Annotated in this window: 19 protein-coding genes; 11 read left to right on the top strand and 8 right to left on the bottom strand. The window is 46.0% G+C overall.

Going from position 1 to position 17,639, the window contains the following annotated elements:
- Positions 1-70 precede the first annotated feature (70 nt).
- Positions 71-337 carry a DUF2999 family protein gene (locus R7P35_RS00355; protein WP_004746427.1) on the top strand — a complete coding sequence of 89 codons (267 nt, stop codon included), beginning with the start codon at positions 71-73 and terminating at the stop codon, positions 335-337.
- A gap of 111 nt (positions 338-448) precedes the next feature.
- Here the strand turns inward: R7P35_RS00355 and R7P35_RS00350 are convergent, their stop codons facing one another.
- The gene (locus R7P35_RS00350; RefSeq protein WP_064355004.1) at positions 449-1,036 is read right to left on the bottom strand and encodes a GNAT family N-acetyltransferase; all 588 of its coding nucleotides are present in this window, start codon (positions 1,034-1,036) and stop codon (positions 449-451) included.
- A gap of 91 nt (positions 1,037-1,127) precedes the next feature.
- Entirely contained in the window at positions 1,128-1,991 is an 864-nt protein-coding gene (locus tag R7P35_RS00345) for a helix-turn-helix domain-containing protein (RefSeq protein WP_169628472.1), read from the bottom strand.
- Positions 1,992-2,175: 184 nt separating this feature from the next.
- Between R7P35_RS00345 and R7P35_RS00340 the strand changes: the two genes are divergently transcribed.
- Together R7P35_RS00340 and R7P35_RS00335 are read left to right on the top strand one after the other, a co-directional pair.
- On the top strand, positions 2,176-3,075 hold the full coding sequence (locus R7P35_RS00340) for an AraC family transcriptional regulator (protein WP_054576543.1): 900 nt from the start codon (positions 2,176-2,178) through the stop codon (positions 3,073-3,075).
- 298 nt (positions 3,076-3,373) lie between these two features.
- Positions 3,374-4,471: a YdcF family protein gene (locus R7P35_RS00335; protein WP_054576542.1), complete on the top strand. Its 1,098-nt coding sequence runs from the start codon at positions 3,374-3,376 to the stop codon at positions 4,469-4,471.
- Between the two features lie 78 nt (positions 4,472-4,549).
- Here the strand turns inward: R7P35_RS00335 and R7P35_RS00330 are convergent, their stop codons facing one another.
- On the bottom strand, positions 4,550-4,972 hold the full coding sequence (locus R7P35_RS00330; protein WP_042522254.1) for an organic hydroperoxide resistance protein: 423 nt from the start codon (positions 4,970-4,972) through the stop codon (positions 4,550-4,552).
- A gap of 137 nt (positions 4,973-5,109) precedes the next feature.
- On the opposite strand from R7P35_RS00330, the gene R7P35_RS00325 reads away from it, so the two are divergent.
- The 4 genes from R7P35_RS00325 (at position 5,110) to R7P35_RS00310 (ending at position 9,510) form a co-directional block, all read left to right on the top strand.
- The gene (locus R7P35_RS00325) at positions 5,110-5,568 is read left to right on the top strand and encodes a MarR family winged helix-turn-helix transcriptional regulator (RefSeq protein ID WP_045484297.1); all 459 of its coding nucleotides are present in this window, start codon (positions 5,110-5,112) and stop codon (positions 5,566-5,568) included.
- Between the two features lie 304 nt (positions 5,569-5,872).
- The gene (gene ahpC, locus R7P35_RS00320; RefSeq protein WP_005374632.1) at positions 5,873-6,430 is read left to right on the top strand and encodes an alkyl hydroperoxide reductase subunit C; all 558 of its coding nucleotides are present in this window, start codon (positions 5,873-5,875) and stop codon (positions 6,428-6,430) included.
- A gap of 171 nt (positions 6,431-6,601) precedes the next feature.
- Entirely contained in the window at positions 6,602-8,170 is a 1,569-nt protein-coding gene (gene ahpF, locus R7P35_RS00315) for an alkyl hydroperoxide reductase subunit F (RefSeq protein WP_005374617.1), read from the top strand.
- 920 nt (positions 8,171-9,090) lie between these two features.
- Entirely contained in the window at positions 9,091-9,510 is a 420-nt protein-coding gene (locus R7P35_RS00310; RefSeq protein WP_005374615.1) for a VOC family protein, read from the top strand.
- A 79-nt stretch (positions 9,511-9,589) separates the two neighbouring features.
- Here R7P35_RS00310 and R7P35_RS00305 read toward each other — a convergent pair whose 3' ends face one another.
- Both R7P35_RS00305 and R7P35_RS00300 read right to left on the bottom strand, forming a co-directional pair.
- On the bottom strand, positions 9,590-10,129 hold the full coding sequence (locus R7P35_RS00305) for a CAP domain-containing protein (RefSeq protein WP_005398264.1): 540 nt from the start codon (positions 10,127-10,129) through the stop codon (positions 9,590-9,592).
- 127 nt (positions 10,130-10,256) lie between these two features.
- Positions 10,257-11,213, bottom strand: coding sequence for a LysR family transcriptional regulator (locus tag R7P35_RS00300; RefSeq protein WP_054576541.1), 957 nt, complete (start codon positions 11,211-11,213; stop codon positions 10,257-10,259).
- A gap of 126 nt (positions 11,214-11,339) precedes the next feature.
- Between R7P35_RS00300 and R7P35_RS00295 the strand changes: the two genes are divergently transcribed.
- The 3 genes from R7P35_RS00295 to R7P35_RS00285 all read left to right on the top strand — a co-directional run bounded on the left by R7P35_RS00295 (position 11,340) and on the right by R7P35_RS00285 (position 13,539).
- Complete coding sequence (locus R7P35_RS00295) at positions 11,340-12,026, top strand: DJ-1/PfpI family protein (protein ID WP_005374612.1); 687 nt, start codon at positions 11,340-11,342, stop codon at positions 12,024-12,026.
- 120 nt (positions 12,027-12,146) lie between these two features.
- The gene (locus R7P35_RS00290) at positions 12,147-12,677 is read left to right on the top strand and encodes a sigma-70 family RNA polymerase sigma factor (protein ID WP_255209459.1); all 531 of its coding nucleotides are present in this window, start codon (positions 12,147-12,149) and stop codon (positions 12,675-12,677) included.
- Positions 12,678-12,843: 166 nt separating this feature from the next.
- A complete protein-coding gene (locus R7P35_RS00285; RefSeq protein WP_053303949.1) occupies positions 12,844-13,539 on the top strand; it encodes a VC0807 family protein in 696 nt (231 codons plus the stop codon).
- A gap of 73 nt (positions 13,540-13,612) precedes the next feature.
- Here the strand turns inward: R7P35_RS00285 and R7P35_RS00280 are convergent, their stop codons facing one another.
- Together R7P35_RS00280 and R7P35_RS00275 are read right to left on the bottom strand one after the other, a co-directional pair.
- Entirely contained in the window at positions 13,613-14,605 is a 993-nt protein-coding gene (locus R7P35_RS00280; protein WP_158155576.1) for a zinc-dependent alcohol dehydrogenase family protein, read from the bottom strand.
- A gap of 88 nt (positions 14,606-14,693) precedes the next feature.
- The gene (locus tag R7P35_RS00275) at positions 14,694-15,509 is read right to left on the bottom strand and encodes an AraC family transcriptional regulator (RefSeq protein ID WP_017634526.1); all 816 of its coding nucleotides are present in this window, start codon (positions 15,507-15,509) and stop codon (positions 14,694-14,696) included.
- Between the two features lie 110 nt (positions 15,510-15,619).
- Between R7P35_RS00275 and R7P35_RS00270 the strand changes: the two genes are divergently transcribed.
- Positions 15,620-16,312: an MOSC domain-containing protein gene (locus R7P35_RS00270; RefSeq protein ID WP_064369553.1), complete on the top strand. Its 693-nt coding sequence runs from the start codon at positions 15,620-15,622 to the stop codon at positions 16,310-16,312.
- A gap of 65 nt (positions 16,313-16,377) precedes the next feature.
- Here R7P35_RS00270 and R7P35_RS00265 read toward each other — a convergent pair whose 3' ends face one another.
- Positions 16,378-17,616 carry a DEAD/DEAH box helicase gene (locus tag R7P35_RS00265; RefSeq protein ID WP_064369552.1) on the bottom strand — a complete coding sequence of 413 codons (1,239 nt, stop codon included), beginning with the start codon at positions 17,614-17,616 and terminating at the stop codon, positions 16,378-16,380.
- Positions 17,617-17,639: the final 23 nt, after the last annotated feature.

Here is a 17,639-nt window from a genome sequence, read left to right as displayed (position 1 = left end):
CGGGAGCCCCAATTATTCTGCTAGAACAAATACTGGCAACCAAGTCATACACTGATTGAAAGGAAATATGATGAACCCAATTATCGCCTTGCTGAAAGAGAACAACATCAGCGATGAACAGATCAACGAAATCTTCCAGACTCTGACGCAAAACCCGCTCGCAGCAATGGCAACCATCAGCCAACTAGGTTTGCCACAAGACAAGCTACAAATGCTGATGGCGCAAGTGATGCAAAACCCTGCGCTAATCAAAGAAGCCGTAGACGAGTTGGGATTGGATTTCTCAAAGGTTGAAGAAGCAAAAGAGAAGCTTCAAAGCCAAAACCAAGGCAACTAAGTCTTAGCCATTTAGCGCTGAATATAGAAAAGGCCGTTAACCCGAGCATGTGGGTTAACGGCCTTTTTTGTTGGCTACGTTGTTGTTAGCTACTTTTTTGTCAGCTAATTATTAGCGATTTAAAGACGCGAATTGTTCTGCGGTCATACCGTAGTAAAGCTTGTCGTCAAAGCCTTGCTCTAGTTTGTAGTAGTCTTTCTGACGGCCTTCTTGAGTAAAACCATTTTTCTCTAACGTCTTGTAAGAACCAACATTAGAAGCGTAGCAATCGGCACTGACTTTATGGGCGTTTAGCTCAGTAAAGCCAATCTCGGTCATCATTTGGCAAGCGCGAGTCGCAACGCCTTTGCCCCATGCGTAAGTAGGTAATTGATAACCTACTTCGTAGTTGCCAGTTAAGAACATCACTGCGGTCACCGCACACATTCCCATGTACTGACTTTGCTGGTCACGAATCACGAACGTTGGGCTATCTGGCCAGACACTGTCTCTAATCGCTTGTGCTGTATTTTCAATAATAGGGCCAAAGAAACCTTCATACAGGCTGTTGTCAGCAGGTGCGAAGAACAGATACTGATTGACCTTATCGTCGTTCAACATCTCGAAAATATCTTGTAGATCAGAGCCTTGAATCAGTTGGATCGTCAAAGATTCATTAAATGGGATGGCTTCGCCTTGTTTTAGTTTTTGATATGACATGTGTTACCTCGTTATCTGCTGAAAATAGTAGCCCAGCGAATAAGAGAAAAATTGGATTTTTGCGACAACTTTCAGGCTGAGTAGCAATGTATCACGACTCAAAATCGCCATAGATATCGATGGTTAAGTCGCGCTTTTTCAAGTACTTGCTCGGCGTTTTTCTTAGCTGCTGTTTGAGGGTACGAATCAAATGCGATTGGTCACTGAAGCCAAATTGCTGTGAGAAGCTCGCCCAATCAATCGCCTCTTGTTGCTTGTAGAGGGTCAAAATCATCTGCTCCAGACGTGCCATTTGTTGATACTGCTTAACACTCAACCCCACCACTTGCTTGAAACTGCGCTCAAGTGTTCTGCGAGAACAAGCGCACTGTTTGGCTATCTCATCAATATCCATCGCTAGCTCAGGTGAGCGTAATGCTTGAGCGTCCATCACGGATACCGCTTTTTGTGACGCCAAAAACGGTTTGGTACGGCAAGGTTCGATATCTAACGCATCTAGATGTTGTTTGATGTAGTTCAGCAAACATTGCGGTGAATCTTGCAACTCTAACTGCCATAGACCTTGTTGAAAGCGCTCATCAAACGCCGCGCTGAGCCAATCAAACCATTCGCATTGGTTAATTGCGCTAACTTGAGATACATCACTAAAAAGTGACTCAATGGCATACAAACCCTCTGGGCGAAAGGTGATACCAATACGCTTGATGGGAGCCGTATCTTCCAACAGCAGCAAGTGTTCGTTAGCCGTTAATAAATGGCAGCCTTTGCCAGTAAGCTTTGTGTCTCCCGTGTCGTAGCTGTAGCCTTGCTCTGGTGGCGTAAAGAGTAAATGAGCACGCGGGTTTGGAATAAGGTGCGGCTTGGGGTCAATGACTTCACCCTCTGGCACTTCCAAGTACCAAACTTGATGAATGAGCCATTCGTACTCTGGCAGAGTGTGTTTCCAAGCTATCATGATTGTCCTAGCGGTTAGTAAAGATAATAAGCGCAACGTTTTTGCTTAAACATCTGTTAGTTGAGTGTGACTGATTGACGCGCATCTCGCCACGCATTTCTCACCCTGCTCCCTTGCAAGCTTGTTGGATTGCGGTAGGCTTTGAGCAGAGAAAACAAGCTGAACAGAACAAGGAAATACCCCGATGCGCGTCGACTACCACCAACGACTGGTTCCTGTGATTCGTTATTTAGAACAACACTTTAATGAGCCACTCAACCTGCCAGAAGTGGCCGCGCTGGGGAACCTTTCCCCTTATCACTTTCATCGCACCTTCAAAGCCGTGCAAGGCGAAACACTGGCCGACTTCATTCGACGTTTACGTTTAGAAGCCGCCGCCGATGACTTATTCAAATCCAAGCAACCAGTATTGAACATTGCCCTAGAGTACGGATTTTCTAGCTCACAGAGCTTAGCCAAAGCCTTCAAACAACATTATGGCGTTACACCTACGGCCTTTCGTGACTGCGAAAACTATCAGCAATTTTCTGAATTAGCACGAAACAGCAAGATTGGACACACGTTGCGCAAGAATGGAAACGAAGTAACACCAAGCGATTCATATACTGGCTCTGAACTCACCAAATGGAGCACGACAATGGAAACGCAAAACTTTGAAAAAGCTAAACTGGCTTACATTCGCGTAAACGGCCCTTACGGCCAAGGCTATGAAGAGCCATCAGGTCGCCTGTATCAATGGGCAGGAATGAAAGGTTTGGCAGGCAATACCTGCATCTTCATCTACCATGACAATCCAGAAATCACGCCAGACGAGAAGTGTCGCACTGATATCTGCTTGATGGTGCCAGAAGATACCGAAGTTCCCAAAGGCATTGAGCTGCAAGACTTCCCCGGCGGTCAATATGCGGTGATGCGCCAGCACATTACTGACCCAAGCCAATACTCAAAAGCGTGGGATGATGTCATGAGCAAAGTGATTGAATCCGGTATTGAGAACGACGACCGTCCTTGCTTCGAGCTTTACCACAGCTTCGACCCACAAACGCACCATGCAGACGTTAGCTTCTGCACTGCCATCAAATAAACCAAAAGCCTGCATCGTTGCAGGCTTTTTCATTTCTTACTCTGGTTGCTTAAATTCGTTCTTCCAAACGCTGTTTATCTTTTAATCCAATTACTTAGAACACGAACGAATACCTCAGTATTTTCGTGATCCTACTTCGCGTTTTGGCCACGCGCATTCATTCGCTCGGCTGAGTTGGGATTCATTTCACAGATTATTCATGAAGCGAACCTAGACTGAAAAAATTCTATCGACCCCGTTCGACCTACAACGCTAGGCACAATAAAAACTAGGTACTACAGCACCTCTAGGACATTCCATGAAGAAGAACTTACTTGCCATTGCTCTTGGTAGCGTGATTGCGCTGACTGCTGCCCCATACTCTATCGCGGCTAACGATGCTGCCGTCCAATCTTCCGCCGATTACTCACAAATCGTCACCAAACGTCAGATTGTCGACCAACTGCTGAATGACGCGGTACAAGCATTCAAATCCCCTGCGCGTATCTCGCATGCGGGTTTTACCGCCAAAATGCCGAGCAACATGGAGATTGTTACCGACCGCTTACTAGAAGCCTACAAACTTGAGCCATATCGTACTGACCTGCTGATTTCTGCAGCAAACGCGCAGATCTACAACAAGAATGCAGACCGCGCGATTGAACTGTTCGAACAAGCCCTTTCGGTCGCACCAGACGATGTGGATTTGCACGCTTACTTAGCGGTATGGCAACTCTTTGAGGGCAACCAAGCGGAATCAGCGAAACACATGGCGACGCTCACGAAGCTCAATGCAGGTAAAGCGGCAGACATCCAACGCATCTTCGACACCGTAGACCGCGTACTTGCAACGCCACTAAAAGAGAAAGCCGACAAAGGCAAACTGGATGACAAAGGCGCAATCGTCACATTGGGATACGCGCTGAACCCTGATGGTTCTATGCACCAGATCTTGGTTGAGCGTTTGGAAACCACGCTAGCCATGGCGAAGGCAAACCCAGACGCGTTGATCGTATTGACGGGCGGCGTACCGAAGAACCACAAAACCGAAGGCAAATTAATGGCAGATTGGCTGATTGAAAAAGGCATCAGCAAAGATCGCATCATTGAAGAAAACTACGCCACCAGCACGGTAGGTAACGCCCTATTCAGCAGCTACGCGTTGGCGCGTCATAACATCAAACACGCAACCATCATCAGCTCAGCGAGCCACGTACGTCGTGGTCAAACCTTGTTTGAAATCGCAAGCTGGCAAACTGGCCCACAAGGCATCACTTTTGACACCGTAAGCTACCCAGACAAGCCACTGAAAGACTTAGCCAAAGCCAGCGATAGCGAGCTGCTTGGTATCTACCGCGATGCACTGCGTACTTACGGCATGTGGAGCTACCGATCTTACCCGCTAGAGTCGCGTTAAGTATTCTCGACTCATACCAATCAAAAAAAGCCTGCGTGCTTGCAGGCTTTCTTGTCTTTGTGCAGTGATAAGAACCGCTTAAATTGCTTCGCCGTTTACCGTTACTGCCACATCAATGTTGCCACGAACTGCGTTTGAATATGGGCAAACTTGGTGTGCAATGCGCGTTAGCTCTAGCGCTTGTTCTTTTGGCATGTCTAGCTCTACCGCTAGACTCACTGTTAGTGCAAAGCCACCGTTATCGTTAGGACCGATACCCACTTCCGCTGTCACGGGTGCGCTTTTCAGGTTTACTTTACCTTCACGCGCTACGTGCAAAATCGCGTTAGAAAAACACGCTGAATAACCCGCTGCGAAAAGCTGTTCTGGGTTAGTTGCTGCGCCTGTGCCGCCCATTTCCTTCGGGTATGACAGCTCTAGATCGAGAAGACCGTCATCTGTTTTTACTTGACCATTACGACCAGCCAAAGCGGTAGCTTGAGTTTTGTATAGAGTAGTCATGCGAGTGTCCTTCTTAATTTAAGTTGCGCACAATTTAATTGTTTGCAATCTTATATCGAAGTGAAGATAGTTTGCAACTATATTGTGCACAATTTATTTTATAACTCTCTTTCTCTGTAAGCAGGTAGGCAACACCAATGAGCCAGTGTTACACCGACAACACCATGACCGACGACGATAAACTCTTACTCGAAAACCAAGTTTGCTTCCCGCTCTACAGCGCAGCAAATGCGGTGATCCGAGCTTATCGACCGTTGTTGGATGAGCTTGATCTGACCTATTCGCAATACTTAGTGATGATGGTGCTGTGGGAAAAAGACGGTGCCAGTGTGAAAGAATTGGGGTCACAACTGCATTTGGACTCAGGCACACTCACACCGCTGCTTAAACGCTTAGAAGCAAAAGGCTATGTAGAGCGCGGCCGAAGTGAAACTGATGAACGCGTTCGTGTACTCAATCTAACCGAGCAAGGTCGTGCCCTTAAAGAGCAAGCTAAGTCAGTGCCAAACGCCATGATGTGTAAAATCACCTTAGAGCTAGATGAAATGATCATGCTGAAGAAGTTGTGTGGCAAAGTGCTCGACAATCTGAGCTAACAAAATAAAGCATCCGCTTCCCCACTTCCTATTAGAAAGAGCCTGCCGAGATGCAGGCTCTTTCGATCTTAGCTAGAAGATCTACTCAAAGTAATCATCGGTATTCTCTATTGCTACTCTGCCTTCATCTTCAATAAAACCTATCAAAGCAAACCCACTTACATCAGATTTCCCTATCAAGTGAAATAGGAAATGGCTATCAATAGGATAGCTACAAGCGATTTTCCTTAAACACACTCCGATGAGAATATACTTTCCGAAAGCAACAACAGCTCAGCTTAAAACATTCAAAGGAAAGTAAATTATGATTAATACTCAAATCAAACCATTTGCAGCTACAGCGTACAAAAACGGCGAATTCGTTGAAGTAACAGAACAAGACGTTCTAGGTAAATGGGCAGTATTCTTCTTCTACCCAGCAGACTTTACGTTTGTATGTCCAACAGAACTGGGCGACCTAGCAGACCACTACGAAGAGCTTCAAAAACGTGGCGTAGAAGTTTACTCAGTATCAACTGACACACACTTCACTCATAAAGCATGGCACGACAGCTCAGACACAATCGGTAAGATTCAGTACTACATGCTTGGCGACCAAACAGGCAACATCACAAACAACTTCGGTGTGATGCGTGAAGGTCAAGGTCTTGCAGACCGTGCAACGTTCCTAATCGACCCAGAAGGTACTATCCAAGCAATGGAAATCACTGCTGAAGGTATCGGTCGTGACGCAGAAGACCTACTACGCAAAGTGAAAGCAGCTCAATACGTAGCAGCGCACCCAGGCGAAGTTTGCCCAGCTAAATGGAAAGAAGGTGAAGAGACACTAGCTCCATCACTAGACCTAGTTGGCAAAATCTAAGCCACTGAAATTTAAGTTCTAATCAGTTCCCGATTTCCTTTTTCTGATTAGAACTGAATTAGAGAGCACTTCAGGTTAGATACCTTGACGACCTTCTGCCTGATTTGCTCTCTCCCCCTCAGGTTTTATCTACAGTAACCACTTTTAGTTTTAATTAAGGTAGTAACAACTATGTTAGACCAAGCGATCCAACAACAACTCAAACAATATCTGGCTAATGTAAAAGAAGAAGTTCGTTTAGTGGTTAGTCTAGATGAAAGCAAAGCATCGAATGACATTTTGTCTCTAGCGAACCAAATCGCAGAGATGAGCGACCTAATCACCGTTGAACGTGACGACAACGCAAGCGCACGTAAACCAGTGATGGCGGTAACTAACCCAGCAAAAGGCACAGCACTACGCTTTGCAGGCTTGCCAATGGGTCACGAATTTACCTCTCTAGTATTGGCACTGCTTCATTCTGGCGGTCACCCAATCAAACTAGAACCAGAAGTGATTGAGCAAATCGCAGCGCTAGACAAAGATCTAGACGTAGAAATCTTCATTTCACTGTCGTGTCAAAACTGCCCGGACGTGGTTCAAGCGTTCAACATGATGGCGGCGATCAACCCGAAAGTAAAAGCAACCATGATCGACGGTGGTTTGTTCCAAGATGAAGTGAAACAACGCGACATCATGGCAGTACCAAGCGTATTCGTGAACGGTGAGCTATTCGGTCAAGGTCGTATGTCTCTGACTGAAATCCTAAACAAAGTGGATGACGGCGCGAGCGAGAAAGCGGCGAAAGCACTAAGCGAAAAAGACCCATACGACGTACTTGTTGTCGGCGGTGGCCCTGGTGGTAGCGCAGCTGCTCTATACGCCGCTCGTAAAGGTATTCGTACTGGCGTTGTTGCTAAGCGTTTTGGTGGTCAAGTTATGGACACCATGGCAATTGAGAACTTCATTTCGGTAAAACGCACTGAAGGTCCAAAACTAGCAACTGACCTAGCAGAACACCTAAAAGAATACGACGTAGACGTAGTAACTGAGCAACAAGCTGAGAAGCTAATGGGCGCAGCACACACAGAAGATGGTTTGATTCACATCCAGCTTGAAAGTGGCGCAACGCTGAAAAGTAAGAGTGTCATCTTAAGCCCAGGTGCACGCTGGCGTGAAATGAACGTTCCGGGTGAGCAAGAGTACCGCAACAAAGGTGTCGCGTACTGCCCACACTGTGACGGCCCACTGTTCAAAGGCAAGAAAACCGCAGTTATCGGTGGTGGTAACTCAGGCATCGAAGCAGCTATCGACCTTGCTGGTATCGTAGAACACGTAACGGTTCTTGAATTTGCAGACGTACTTCGCGCAGACCAAGTGCTTATCGACAAAGCGAACTCACTACCAAACGTAGACATCATCACGATGGCGCAAACAACAGAAGTCGTGGGTGACGGTACTCGCGTAACAAGCTTGAAGTACAAAGACCGCAACACAGATGAGATCAAAGAGATTGAACTGTCAGGTATCTTTGTTCAAATCGGTCTAGTACCAAACACAGAATGGCTAAAAGATTCAGAAGTAGCGCTATCTGAGCGCGGCGAAATCGAGGTCGGTAGCCGTGGCGATACGAGCCTAGAAGGTGTGTTCGCAGCCGGTGACGCAACAACCGTTCCTTACAAACAGATCATCATTGCGATGGGTGAAGGTGCAAAAGCAAGCTTAGGCGCATTTGACTACCTAATCCGTAAGCAAGGTTAATCTCCAATTTCTTGAGCACAAAGCGCACGGTGCTGTGTTTTCTTCCCCGGAAAACCAATCGGGGCACCGTGACAGCGATGAGTAACAAGAAATACAATCAAAAAACCTAGAAGCCCAAAGACTTTGCCAGCAGATATTAACTGCTGGCTTTTTTGGTTTGGGGAGAGGTGTAAGCAAATCTCTCAGCGCTCCGAGTTCAAACTGGAGGGAATGGCTCTACAATCACGGATAATTCAGTTCACTCCACCAGCATCACAACGCGCTGCGAATAGATTCTGAATACTCGCTTAGGCTCCTTCAGAATGACGCTGTTCGTTTAGCGTTCTCTCCCCGTCATTCCCGCGAACCTAGGTGAGACTCGGAATCTACTCACCGTAAACTCGATCGAAAATGAGTAGCACGAACAAACAAAAGGTGAAACAAGGTTGCAAGCACCTTACCCAACATTCAACCAGCAACCCCACCTAACCTCCCCTTGTATCAAACTCCGAAGCTCTCAACACGCAGAGCTCAAAAGGGAGGAACTGGTTCTGTGCTCGCGGATAGTTCAATTCACAACGCAACATAACAACACACTGAAAGTAGATTCTGAATACTCGCTTAGGCTCTTTCAGAATGACGCTCTTCGTTTAGCACTCTCTTTCCGTCATTCCCGCGAACCTAGGTGAGACTGGGAATCTACTCACCACAAACTCGATCGAAAATGATTAGCAAGAACACGAACAAACAAAAGGTGAAACAAGGTTGCAAGCCCCTAACCCAGCTTTCAGATTCAAAGTACCAAACCCACCGAATCTCTCAATGTATCCAGATCCAAAGATATCAACCCTAAAAAATTTTAAAAAAGCCCTTTACCTCAACTTAACTTGAGATTTTAGCATATTCATCGTTGGCTAGAAAATGACAAAAAGGAGCACATCATGATCCAACTAGAACATATTAACTTAGTCGTGAAAGATATCCCTGAAATGCTGAAGTTTTACCAAACTGCATTTCCACATTGGTACGTGCGTGATGAAGGTAAAGGCGAATGGAGTGGCAAGCCAAGAAACTGGCTACATTTTGGCGACGAGTATCAATACATAGCCATGAGTGACCATGGCGAAGGAGAAAACCGCGAGTTGAGCGGGCACCAAGTTGGGCTAGCGCATTTTGCTTATGTGACCAACAACGTCGATGCAATCATCAAAAGACTAACCGATGCAGGTTATCCGATTGCCCAACCTGGTGCTGATGAACCATATCGCAAAAATGTGTATTTTGTTGACCCTGCAGGTTTTGAGATTGAATTTGTTGAATACCTGGCGGATGACCCAAAACTTCGTAACCTGACAAGCTAAAAGAGATGTAAATAATAAAACGCCAGCAGATAGTGACTGCTGGCGTTTTATTTTTTATCTATCGGGCTTCTTTATCGCATTAGCGCTGTTTGGCAAAAACCTGAGTCCAGTAATACCCGTAACGTGCAGAGTGATTTTCGACAAGCGACGCGCCCATCTGATCAAAATCCGCACTCATGATATTAAGGCAGTGACCTTCACTCGATAACCAAGCATTCACGACGGCGTTAATGGTGCTTTGCCCTACGGCGACATTCTCACCAATGGCGCTCCAAGCATAACCCGTTGCGTTAACTCGATCTGACATTTTGCTGCCATCAGAGCCTGTGTGGCTCATGAAATCGCTGTTCGCCATATCGCTTGAATGTCGATAAGCGGCGCTTTCCAAATCGTAGCTCCAAGTCAGGGCCCCAACAGGTGGCATGGTGGTTGCGCCACACTGTTGTGTAGTAGAGCGAGCGCTGTTGACCGCTGCAAGCATCTGCTCGGCAAATGTGCCTTGTGACGATGTGGAACCTGTGTTTTGTGAGCCGCTTTCTGCTGGGGCTGACGACTCCCCATCGCCGCCACATGCGCTGAGAAGTAGGGCCAAAGCAGGCACTAAGATCTTAGTTGGCATTGTCTTTCCTTTATGAGTGACGAAGAGCAAACTGCGCTTTTCGATAATAACGCCCAATAAACTAACAAAAACCAATAAAAGCGTCATATAGCTTAGGGGGTTTTAACCAAAGACTCACATGAAGTTTTCAATCGCCTTGGTTCGGTCGATAAATCGGCAACGTTTCAGCCCAAGTATGGAATGGCGTTTCATCCATATCCTGTATTGCTTGAGTGATAAAATCGATGAACACCCTAACTCGTGCAGGCACATAATCCCGGTTGGCATAGAGAAGATACACGCCATTTCCTGCTTGGCGCATGCTCGGAAATATCGGCACTAAACGCCCCGCTTTAAGCCAGTCTCTCGCGATAAAATGAGGGATCTGAGTTAATCCTAAGCCTTCTGCGCAAAGCTCTGCCATGGATTCACCGTCATTTACAATGTAGTTTCTTTCGGGGTCATATTCACTCGCACCGTCTGGTTCTGGCATCCGAATCGGCAACAGTTTCCCCGTTTGTTTAAAACGAAAACGAACCCAAGAATGGTCATTGAATACATCCGGGCCACTCGGAACACCATGGCGCGCTAAGTAATCCTGACTGGCACAAATGATAAAATCGATAGGGCTCAGCTGACGCACAATCAATTGACTATCGTGAACGACACCAGAGCGAATCGACACATCAATACCTTGCTCAATAATATCAACGTAGGCGTCATCGTAATGAATATCGATAGTGATGTTAGGGTAGCGGCGACAAAACTCTTTTAATAAAGGACGAATATAGAGGCGACCGTACGAGACTGGCACATTAATCTTAAGCTGCCCTGAAAGCGCATCATTGTGACTTTTTAATGAATCCTCACATGCCGCCAGCTCCTCCAGTACAAACCTAGCAGTATTTGCGTACCTACGACCAGCTTCTGTCAGGCGGCTCTGTCGCGTAGAACGTTGAAAAAGCTGTATACCCAAATCGCTTTCAAGACGATGTATGGCTTTACTCACGGTCGAAGGGTCAGTGCCATACACTTTGGCAGCCGCAGCAAAACTACCGCCATCTAAAGTGGCAATAAAAAATCGTAGGGACCGTATCTTATCCATATAACCAATGAACTCTATTCATGAATTTTATTCACTTTAGTAAAGACCAAGTGGCTCTTCAATCACTAATTAGCCTAAATATAATGAACCTCAATAACTTGATGCTCTGTTAGCGAGGAAAAAACCATGGGTAAAAACGGATTGAAGAATGCACTACAACTATTGATAGCGACACTAGTCCTATTCTTTGGGGTGCTTCAAACAGCACATGCCGCAGATAAACGAATTGGTATTCTGGTTTACGATGGCGTACTGACCTCTGATGTTACTGCTCCTTTAGAGGTTTTTGGCGTCGCAAGTCGTCTCACTTGGTTTAGTGATTATGACGTGCTCACCATTTCCGTCTCAGATCAGAAAACCATCACCACTGAAGAAGGATTAAAAATTGGTGTGGATGCTTGGATTGGTGATCTGCCGGAACTCGACGTATTGGTTTTAACATCCAGCTATGACATGGATGCACTAATCGAAAATAAAGATCTCATTCACTTTATTAAAACTACCTCAAAGGCGGCAGATTGGATGGCAAGTAATTGCTCTGGCGCGTATTTGTTAGCCGAAGCTGGCCTTTTAAACGGCAAAAAAGCAACAACTTGGGCCGGAGGTGAAAACGGCTTTCAAAGAGATTACCCAGCAGTCAAAGTACAAGTCGACCAGAATTTTGTCATTGATGATGGCGTTATCACTTCGAACGGTAGCCTAGTTAGCTATCAAGCTGCTCTTAAGCTACTTCACCTTATGACTTCAGAGTCTAAAGCTCAGGAAGTCGCAGATGCCATCCAGTACTCACGTTTTTCCAACCAACCATTTTAAGCGTGTAAGAAAGTAATCAGAGCCACCCTTCGATATTTCGAAGGTTAACTCTTCGAATTTATCTTCCTAATCGAACAACCCTTTTTATCACTGTAAAAGCGATAAAAAGGGTTGTCGTTCATCTGGCAGACACAACGTGCTCTCCAAACTTTTTATCTTAATGCTATGGAAAAACATAAACGTTACGAAGCACTGACGAAAGATCGATACCAAGAGATCTACCGTCTCGCGTATTGGTTATGCAAAGATCACCACCTTGCTCAAGATTTAGCGCAAGAAACCTTTCTGAAAGCGTGGCGATTCTTTGATAAATTAAATGACCCCAACGCCGCGAAGTCTTGGCTCATTACTATTTTGCGTCGTGAGAATGCTCGGCGCTTTGATAGAAAACAGTACGATTTTGTCGACATTGATGAGTGTGCAATACAGACAAAAACCTACCCTGGCAGTGACTACGACATGGCCCAAGATTGGCTTCAAAAACAAATGATGATTCTCGAACCCAAATACCGAGAGCCGTTGCTCTTGAGCTTAGTGGCTGGGTTGAATCATGATGAAATTGCCCAAGCCTTGAGGCTCAACCACAACACAGTGGCGACTCGATTATTCAGAGCGCGTAATCAGATCATCGCACAGAAGGAGAGTCATTAAGACACAAAAAGTAGTCAACCATGTAAACTAACTGGCTATGCTCCGGTCTATTTCATAAGTCGTTACACAACTCGACGCTTTAACGCTTTACATCAAGCGCGACTAGATGAACACTTCTTGTCAAAGTACAATAACAGCCGACATAGAGTAGAGTCAGTAAAACATTATGAGTAACACGACGGCGAAAAAGCCGAATCCCTTATTTGAAATCCTTTTCAACGTATTTATCCCTTCCTTCATTTTGATGAAGTTTAGTGGCGATGAGCATCTAGGGACAGCAATGGCGCTGGTTGTCGCTTTGCTATTTCCTATCATTTATGGCGGTATGGACCTTGTCCGTAACAAGAAATTTAACTTTATTTCTGCTCTGGGCTTTATCAGTGTTCTACTAACTGGTGGCATCGGCTTGTTAGAGCTTGATACACGCTGGTTAGCACTAAAAGAAGCCCTGATTCCTGGCCTGATCGGTTTAGCGGTTTTGGGTTCAACGTTTACCCGCTACCCGCTGATGCAGAAGTTAGTACTGAATGACACAGTGTTGAACCTCGCGTTGATTAACCAACGTTTAAAAGAAAATGATAAAACCGATGCGTTCGAACGTTGCCTTATGTCTTCTAACTACCTGTTTGCAAGTACTTTTGCGTTCTCATCTGCAATGAACTACTTCCTTGCGACTTGGATTGTGACTAGCCCTTCTGGTACTGCTGCCTTTAACGAAGAGTTAGGAAAAATGACGCTGTACAGTTACCCAATGATTGCCATCCCAAGTATGTTGATGATGTTCGGTATTTTTTATTACATTTGGCGTCAAGTACGTGCGATGACATCGCTCGAAACAGAGCAAATCTTCCATCTAAAATAGCCCTATCATTACAAATAAACCCATAAAAAAGGGAGGATTTTATCCTCCCTTTTCTCAACAGACTCACTGTAAATCATAGCGTCAAAATGATTTTACCTGACACTGCTGACGAGCGTCGCTCAACCATTTCAATCGCTGTTTGAAAGTCCTCTAACGACAGATCATATGCAACGTTTAACTTTATGTCGCTGCTAGTAAAGTGTTCTAACATTTCAGCGAACACCGTCTTTCTCCCGCCTTTACCTACCGATTCTTCCCAATACCGCAAAAAGAATGTACTAAAGTCGATGTTGTTGGCCTTCATCGATTCAAAAAACTCAGGCGTATAAGGCGTTAACGACAATGTTCCGTAGTTGATGTATTGGCCGTTTTCTTTCAAGGTACGAATGAGATCCGTGCCAGCCTCACCGCCTATCGCATCCAAAGCGACCGTTGGTTGTGGCAGTTGGCGCGTTTGCAGCTGCGCGTGTAAGTCTTGTTTTGCGTCCAACACTGGAATCGTATCGTACGGATACTTTTCTGGCTTTGAAGTCACAGCAATCAGTGTAAAACCCAGTGAGTGAGCAAGCTGGGCGAATATCTTACCGATCGCTGACCCTGCCGCATTGATGATCACCACATCGCCTTTGTTCAACTTCGCCACTTTAGTGGTGATAACCCACGCGGTTAGCGCGTTGATGTACAATTGGCAGGCATAGCCGTTCTCCAAACTCTCAGGTAGCGGAAAAAGATTCTCAGGCGCGGCATCTATGTAGTATTGCCAAGTACCACTCATCGCCACCAACACCTTTTGCCCAACTTGAAGGTCAGTTTGACCGACTGCACTGACTTCCACCACACGCCCAACCGCTTCAAATCCCGGCACGCGAGGTGGTACGTGAACGCGGCGGTATTGCCCAACACCATGAATGGAAAGCAAGTCACTTGGGTTAATGTTTGTAGCTTCGAGTCTCACCCGAACCTTGCCCTGAGCAAGCGGTTTGAGGGGCTCTTTTTCCAACGACAGCGACGTTTTGGGTTGGCCAAAACAGAATTGATTCACTCGAGTATTTATCGTTGGTGCCATTGTTATTCATACCATGTAATTGAAATTCAAAAAGGAAGTTTCGTAACTTCTACTCAAAAGCATTAAGTGAAGTCGAAACTCTGTATTTCTACCTGCGCGATGCGCCGTTCACTCTAAACTGTTGTGGCGTCATATCAAAATAGGCTTTAAATGCTTTGATGTAGGATGAGTCATTTTGATAACCCACTAGGTCTGCAATGGCTTGGATTGGCAACGATTCATCTAACAAAGAAAGCGAGTAAATTAGCCGAATTTGTTGCCGCCAAAGCAGAAATGAAGTGTTGAATTCCTTGGCGAACAGCCGTGATAAAGTACGCTCAGACGCCCCAATTTTCTCCCCCCACTCTTTTAGCGAACAGCTTAACGCGGGCTCGTCTGTCAATTGCTCGAAAATCAGTTTTAGTCGTCTGTCTTGTGGTAGCAATAACTGAAATGTCTGCACGTTGCGTTTCAAAATTTGATCATGCAACACCGCCAGCAAATGCAGCACTTCTTCGTGGCTTGTCTCACCTTCACACTGTCTGCGGATCTCTTGTAAAAGCTCATTTAAAAACGGCGTTAAAGCAATGGTTCTCACTTGTGGCTCGTACGTTGCGCCAAACTCAGGGTTGAGGTAAATGCCAACAAATATCGTATTGCTTAGAGCAATCGACTCGTGTTGAACACCCGCAGGAACAAATAACGCAGAGGTGTGCGGAACCAAATGCTGATAATGCTCAGTTTGTGTTTGCAATAACCCTTTGATAGGAAAGATGATTTGATGCCAAGTGTGTTGATGCAGCGCATCAATGTAACCTTTTGGCATGTCGATGGTTTTCACTAAAACAGGAGAATGGGGATTCGCGGCCATCATCTCATTGGAGGTGACGACGCCTGACTTCGAATCAATTTGGCGAGTTAGCATTGTTAGTTGTCTTTTCATCCCTACACCGACACAAGTTTACTAGGCTATCATGCTCCGCATTGCGAATGAAGGTAAACACTTTATCTCTCATTCAAATATAAGGAGGTTATATGAAGAAAATCGGCGTCGTAAAAGCTGTGCTAGCAGGGAAAACCGTCCCTTATGCTCATGGAGCGCAAAGCGCAATCAACAAACAAGTGCTACCTGAGCGCCAGCACGCAACAGAGCTTGGTTTTACCAGTGATGAGCAAGGTGATCCGCGCTTTCATGGTGGCATTCAAAAAGCGCTTCATATTTACCCAAGCGAGCACTACCCAATCTGGCAACAAGAATTAGGCGAAAGACCAATTTTCCAATCCGCCGGCGGCTTTGGCGAAAACATCAGCTCCGAAGGCGTCACCGAATCCACGATTTGCTTGAAAGATAAAATTCGCATCGGCTCAACACAACTGGAAGTGTCGCAAGGTCGCATGCCTTGCTGGAAACTTAACGTACGTTTTGACCAACACGACATGGCGAGAAAACTGCAAGATACGCTTCGAACAGGCTGGTATTTCCGAGTGTTGGAAGAAGGCGATATCGGTGCAGGTGACGAGATTATTCTGTGCGAAAGACCTTATCCAGAATGGCCACTGGCTCGCATCATGGGCGCGGTTTTCACTGGCTGTTTAGATAGAAAAGAACTCACTCAGCTGTCTGAGCTGCCGTTAGTCGAGTCTTGGGGCAAGTTGGTCGAGCGCCGCCTAGAAACTGGCGAAGTTGAAGATTGGGAAATGCGCTTGGTTGGCCCAACTGTGGGTTAACACCCCAAAGTAAAATTTAAGCCACGCTCTGAACCGACTATGCCGTCAGAGCGTGTTTTTTTGGTTTACTTCGCACTCGGGGCTGGGCGTTTCGACTTACCTTGAAACTGCTTAATGCTCTTCTTAGCATTAGTTCGGCGGTTGGCTTTTTTATCGCGTGGCGCGCGTTTGCTCTCGCCAGTTGATGGCTTATCCGTTACTGGAAAACCTGCCAGATCTTGCACTGGTAATGCACGTTGAGTCAGGTGACGAATCGCGCTTAGTGCGTCCATTTCACCATGACAAACCAATGACACCGCCACACCTTGTTCGCCTGCGCGAGCGGTGCGTCCTACTCGGTGAACATAGGTTTCTGCATGCATTGGCAGTTCAAAGTTGATCACTACAGGCAATTGCTCAATGTGAATGCCGCGCGCTAGTAGATCGGTGGCAATCAACACCTGAATTTGCCCAGATTTAAACTGCGCCAGTGCTTCTTCTCGCTCATCTTGACTCTTATTGCCATGCAGCGCATTGGTTGAGATGCCCGCTTTATTCAGCTTCTTCGCTAAGCCATCGGCGTTCTCTTTCGCACCAATAAATACTAATGCCTGAGTCCACGCGTTTTTTTGAATCAGTTCAATCAATGCCTTGGTTTTACTGCCTTTGTTAACGAGGTACAGCGTTTCAGCAATATCTTGGTTGGTGCTGTTTTCTTGATGCGCTGCAACTTGCTTTGGTGCCGGCATAAGCAGCTTCGCTTTACCCTTCAACTCATCTGAAAACGTTGCCGAGAACATCGCGGTTTGACGCTGGTTTGAAATCAGCCCCGCAATATTTTGTACGTCAGGCCAAAAGCCCATATCCAACAGACGATCCGCTTCATCCAACACTAGGTAATGGATATTGCTTAAGTCTAAACCGTTGTTTGCCAGATCAACCAAACGACCTGTCGTCGCGACAAGGATATGAGGATTTGTCGCTAGCGCCTGCTGTTGTTGCTCTTTATCAACGCCGCCACACAAACACACTGCGTTGAGTTCAAGAACTTGACCAACTTGGTTAATTGCTTCACTCACTTGCATTGCCAGCTCACGAGTTGGCACAAGAATCAGCGCTTTTTGCTCTGGATTGACACCCAGCTTTTCCAACAAAGGCAAACCATAAGCAAGGGTTTTGCCGCTGCCTGTATTTGCCAAAGCCAATAGATCTTGACCAGCCAACAGCTCAGGAATGGCCAACGCTTGAATATCGGTCGGTTTCTTGAAGTCTTTTGGCAGTGCGTGAATCAGCTCAGAACTCAATGAGAGAGTAGAAAATGGCATTAACGAAAACCTTGTACTTTGGG

The sequence above is a fragment of the Vibrio sp. Vb0304 genome (assembly GCF_033338995.1).
GTDB classification, from domain to species: domain Bacteria; phylum Pseudomonadota; class Gammaproteobacteria; order Enterobacterales; family Vibrionaceae; genus Vibrio; species Vibrio alginolyticus.
This window is presented reverse-complemented; position numbering and strand designations above follow the sequence as displayed.